The organism is Cellulomonas septica (assembly GCF_012396155.1).
GTDB classification, from domain to species: domain Bacteria; phylum Actinomycetota; class Actinomycetes; order Actinomycetales; family Cellulomonadaceae; genus Cellulomonas; species Cellulomonas septica.
In genome coordinates, this window is the sequence record NZ_JAAXOY010000303.1 from 1 (window position 1) to 4245 (window position 4245).

5 protein-coding genes are annotated in these 4245 nt (G+C 74.6%); 1 reads left to right on the plus strand and 4 read right to left on the minus strand.

The features are described 5' to 3' along the window. Window positions 1-162 precede the first annotated feature (162 nt). Complete coding sequence (surE, locus tag HGA02_RS12025) at window positions 163-930, plus strand: 5'/3'-nucleotidase SurE (protein WP_168679205.1); 768 nt, start codon at window positions 163-165, stop codon at window positions 928-930. Between the two features lie 4 nt (window positions 931-934). On the opposite strand, the gene HGA02_RS12030 is transcribed toward surE, so the two are convergent. The 4 genes from HGA02_RS12030 to crtI form a co-directional block, all read right to left on the minus strand. Then, window positions 935-1804, minus strand: coding sequence for a prenyltransferase (locus HGA02_RS12030; RefSeq protein WP_168679206.1), 870 nt, complete (start codon window positions 1802-1804; stop codon window positions 935-937). Beyond that, window positions 1801-2139 (minus strand): lycopene cyclase domain-containing protein, encoded by a 339-nt coding sequence (locus tag HGA02_RS12035; protein ID WP_168679207.1) that lies wholly within the window; start codon window positions 2137-2139, stop codon window positions 1801-1803. Before HGA02_RS12035 ends, HGA02_RS12030 begins: the two co-directional genes overlap by 4 nt. Then, on the minus strand, window positions 2136-2570 hold the full coding sequence (locus HGA02_RS12040) for a lycopene cyclase domain-containing protein (protein ID WP_168679208.1): 435 nt from the start codon (window positions 2568-2570) through the stop codon (window positions 2136-2138). The genes HGA02_RS12035 and HGA02_RS12040 overlap by 4 nt, the downstream gene beginning before the upstream one ends. Beyond that, window positions 2567-4245: phytoene desaturase family protein (gene crtI, locus HGA02_RS12045; RefSeq protein WP_246247717.1), on the minus strand; the 1679-nt coding region annotated here is incomplete at its 5' end. The genes HGA02_RS12040 and crtI, both read right to left, overlap by 4 nt.

The window sequence follows — 4245 nt, forward strand, 5'->3', positions numbered from 1 at the left end:
GGCGTCGAGCCGGGCGGCGGTCGGCGTCGGGTCGGGTGGCGGGTCGGCGTCGGGTCGGGTCCGATGGACGGACGGCGGGGCCGGCGAGGCGACACGGTCGGCGAGCCGACGAGACGAGCGCGCGGTCGACGGCCGCCGACCGGACCGACGAGAGGTGGCCCCATGCGGGTGCTGGTGACGAACGACGACGGGATCGACTCCCCCGGACTCACGACGCTCGCGGTCATGGCGGCGGACGCGGGGCACGACGTGGTGGTCGCGGCGCCCGCGCGGGAGTCGTCGGGCGCGAGCGCGTCGCTGCTGGGCGCCGAGCAGGACGGGCGGCTCATCGTCGCGTCGAAGCCGTCGCCGGGCCTGCCCGACGGGATCCCGTCGTTCGCGGTGCGCGCGGCGCCGGGGCTGATCGCGTTCGTCGCCGCGTACGGCGGTTTCGGGCCGAAGCCCGACGTCGTGCTGTCGGGCGTGAACCGCGGCGCGAACACGGGACACGCGGTGCTGCACTCGGGCACGGTCGGTGCCGCGCTCTCGGGCGCGACGCACGGCATCAAGGGCCTCGCGGTGTCGATCGCGTACCACGACCCGCGGCACTGGGAGACGGCGGCGGCGTTCGCGCGGCCGGTCCTCGACTGGGTGGTCGCGCACTGCCCGGGCGACCGCGTGCTCAACCTCAACGTCCCGGACCTGCCGGTCGAGCAGGTGCGCGGGCTGCGCAAGGCGCCGCTGGCGTCGTTCGGTGCGGTGCAGGCCCGCATCCACGAGCTCGAGCACGGCCACCTGCAGCTGACCTACTCGGACGTGGAGATCACGCGTGAGCCCGACACGGACGCGGGGATGCTCGCGCGCGGGTGGGCGACCGTGACGCAGCTGCTGGCCCCGGCCTTCGACGCGGACGCGGAGCTGCCGGAGTCGGGACCCCTGACGACGTCCTGACCCGTCAGGTGCGGGCGATCGCGATGAGCAGCATCGTCACCAGGAACCCGGTGACGAGGTTGAGCCACAGGAACCGCCGCCACCCGGCGTTGGCGCGCTCGCAGTCGTCGTCGGTGACGCGCCAGAACATCGCGGTCGACACGGCGTACGGCAGGGGCAGGACGGCGGCGAGCACGCCGGGCCACGGCACGACGAGCAGCACGGCCGCGGCGGCGACATAGGCGAGGGTCGCGAGCACGACGGTCGGGTGGGCGCCGAGGACGGTCGCGACGGACGAGATGCCGCCCTCGCGGTCGGCGCGCACGTCCTGCACGGCCCCGAACGCGTGCGACGCCATGCCCCACAGCACGAACGCGACGAGCACGGGCCAGACGGTGGGCGCGGACATGTCCGCGGCGACCAGCACGAGCGCGTAGAGCAGCGGCCCGACGAAGTGCATCGCGGAGGTGAACGAGTCGAGGAACGGTCGCTCCTTGAACCGCAGCACGGGCGCGGAGTACGCGACGACGAGGGACAGCACGAGCGCCAGCACGGCGGTCGCGGCGACCGACCCGACGGCGACGAGGTAGACCACGAACGGCACGACGGACAGCGCGCTGGCCCACAGGATCCGCCGGTGCACGGCCCGGGCCCGCTCGGGTGCGACGAGCCCGCCCTCGATCCCGCCCTTGCGCGGGTTGCGCAGGTCGGACGCGTAGTCGAACACGTCGTTCACGCCGTACATCAGCAGGTTGTACGGCACGAGGAAGAACAGCGTCCCGACGACGAGCGTCAGGTCGATCCGCCCCTGCGTGGCCATGAGATAGCCCGCGGCGAACGGGTAGGCGGTATTGATCCAGGAGAACGGCCGCGACGCGGCGAGGACCTCCTTCACGCCGGCCCCTCGACGTCCGTCCGACCGGCCGGCGAGCCCGCCACGCGCGGCCTGCGCCGACCCAGGACGGTCCACAGCACGGGCATCCCGACGGCGGCGGCGATCGCGTACGCGAAGTCCTCGATCGGCGCGCCGAGGACGTACACGCCGAGGATCTTGTCAGGGGCGTACACGTACAGGTCGGCGGCGATCATGAGCGTGTCGAACACCGCGGTCAGCACGCACAGGTGCACGACGGTCCAGACGACGGGCCACCCGCGCAGCCGCCGCAGCGTGGGCCACGACACCGCGAGCAGCACCACGAGGACCGCGACGTTGAGGACGATGTTCGTCACGCGGCACCCCCGTCCCGGCCCGACGGCCCCGACGACCCCGAACCACCCGCCGCGCCCGACGTCCCCGGCGTCCCCGACCCGTGCTCCGCGTCGTGCAGCGCCCGTGCCCCCGCCGCGCGCAGCGAGGCGGTCCGGTCGAACCACCGCCACGCGAGCAGCGCGACGTAGCAGAGCAGCGTGAGGAAGAAGACCTCCTCGACCGGCAGCTCGGGCGCGAGCAGGATCCCGGTCATGTGCGGCGAGTCCCCGCGGGCGAAGATCCCGAGCAGCAGCCCGGCGACGTCCCACAGCAGGAACGCGGCGACGCCGATCCCGACCGTCCACCCGGCACGTCGCGGGTCGTCCCAGAACGCGAGGCGGAAGCGCCGATCGAGCAGGGCGAGGCCACCGAGGGACAGCAGCAGCGCCCCCAGGTAGGCGAGTCCCGTCATGCGCCCGACCGTACGCCGGACCACAGCCCGGCCGGGCGTGCCGCGTCGAGGAACCCGCGGCGCAGGGGTGCGGGCAGCGGGCGCGTCGACGTCTCCCCCAGCAGCCGCTTCGCGACGAGCTCGGCGCTGATGAGGCACATCGGCAGCCCGACGCCGGGGATGGTCCCGCCGCCGACGTGCAGCAGGTTCGGCACGCGCGCGGACGCGTCGCCGGGCCGGAACATCGCGCTCTGCGCCAGCGTGTGCTCCATGCCGAGCGCGGTGCCGCGCCACGCGGACAGGTCGCGCGCGAAGTCCGCGGGGGCGACGACGTGCCGCGTCACGACGCGGTCGCGCAGGCCCGGCACCCCCGCCCACGACCCGACCTGGTCCAGGAACCGGTCGGCGTGCCGCTCGACGACCTCACGCTCGGGGCTCCCGGGCGGGCCGTCGCCGAGGGACGCGTCGGCGGGGAACGGCACGAGCAGGAACAGGTTCTCGTGCCCGGGCGGCGCGGCGGTGGGGTCGGTCGCGGTGGTGCGCGACGCGTACACGGACGCGACCTCGGGCACGCGCAGGTCGGCCGGCGCGGTGGACCGCCCGGTGCCGAGGATGTCGTCGAAGTTGCCGGGCCAGTCGCGCGTGAAGAACAGCGAGTGGTGCGCGAGCTCGGGCAGCGCGCCGCGGACGCCGGCCATCACGAGCAGCGCGGAGATCCCCGGCCCGTGCCACTCCCACGACGCGGCCGGGTGGTCGCTGTGCCGCGGTTCGAGCAGCGCGGTCTCGGTGTGGTGCCGGTCGGCGCCGGAGACGACGACGTCGGCCTCGACGAGCTCCCCGCCGGCGAGCCGCACGCCGCGCGCGACACCGGTGCGCCGCGGGTTGCGGGCGGTCCGCGGGACGTCGTCGACCTCGATCGCGACGACGTCGGCACCGGTCCGGATCTCGACGCCCTCACGCACGGCGAGCCGCTCGAGCGCCTCCATCACGGTGTACATGCCGCCGCGCGGGTACTGCACGCCGTCGACGAGGTCGAGGTGGCTCATGAGCGAGTACAGCGCCGGGACGCGGTAGGGCGACGAGCCGAGGAAGACCGCGTGGTACCCGAGCGCCTGCCGCAGCACGGGGTGCTCGACGGTCGTCGAAATCCTCTCGGCGAGGGTGTGCGTCAGCAGGTCGACGAGCGTCCCGGCGCGCCGCACGACGGGCGCGGACAGCAGCCGGTCAGGCCGCTGGAACGTGGTCCACAGGAAGTGGTCGAGCGCCGTCCGGTAGGCCGTCGACGCCTCCGCGGCGTACCGCCGCACCGCCTCGCCCGCGCCGGGCTCCATCGCCTCGAAGGTGGCCCAGTTCGTCTCGGGGTCGCCCGTGAGGTCGAAGCCGCCCGCAGGACCGCCGGCGACGTCCGGCTCGGTGAACAGCCGGTACGCCGGGTCGAGGCGCACGAGGTCGAGGTGGTCCTCGACGTGCTCCCCCAGCAGGGCGAACGCGTGCGCGAACACCTCGGGCATGAAGTACCAGGACGGCCCGGTGTCGAACCGGAACCCGTCGAGCTCGAGGGTGCCCATGCGCCCGCCGACGCGGTCGTGCCGCTCGAGCAGCGTGACCTGCGCGCCGCCTCGCGCGAGCAGCGCGGCCGTCATGAGCCCGCCGATGCCGCCGCCCACGACGACGACGCGACCGACCGGGCCGCCGT